Annotated in this window: 2 pseudogenes; both read right to left on the reverse strand. The window is 46.8% G+C overall.

The window, feature by feature from the left end:
* Nucleotides 1-211 (reverse strand): annotated as a pseudogene (locus ACFINZ_RS12130) (phage terminase large subunit family protein); the annotation flags it as partial.
* A gap of 30 nt (nt 212-241) precedes the next feature.
* Nucleotides 242-523: pseudogene (locus tag ACFINZ_RS12135) on the reverse strand (hypothetical protein); the annotation flags it as partial.

Consider the following 523-nt stretch of genomic DNA (forward strand, 5'->3'; position numbering starts at 1 on the left):
TGGTTGTTTCAATCGGTTTGTGAGAGGAAAGGTTATCCATGATTTCACGCAAATAGGGGGTGCGTTTTGTTCTCCACAATCCAGGTTCAGCACTTGCTACGGTGCTAAGGTATCTATTCTTGTCCGCCCATTGAGAAACCGTGTATGGTGGGTCCGGTTGTCTTGCATCATTGGCATGGGAGAAAAATTCTGTAACAGCATTCTCATCCATTATTCATTCTTTGCTCGCCCCAAAACGCTCTCATTCTGGAGGTTGAGGATCATGATAAGGAACTGGAATATGAACAGCTTCAAGCAAAGCCTTTCGTATGTAATAATCAATGGCACCGATTAGGCTTGCAGCATCACATCCAACTTGTGCGGCAATGCTTGCCCCGAAACGATGAGGAAAGTTCAACATGGCATCACGGTGTGCTCTTCCAAACTCACGCGCTGCTCTCTTGACTTCTTCACGGTCAACGGTTGTTTCGCGTAAGCGGTCAAGGGCAATCTTTTCGCTTTCAAGGGCAACTTGCATTCGCTC

Source organism: Bartonella sp. AA81SXKL, assembly GCF_042196945.1.
Lineage (GTDB): Bacteria > Pseudomonadota > Alphaproteobacteria > Rhizobiales > Rhizobiaceae > Bartonella.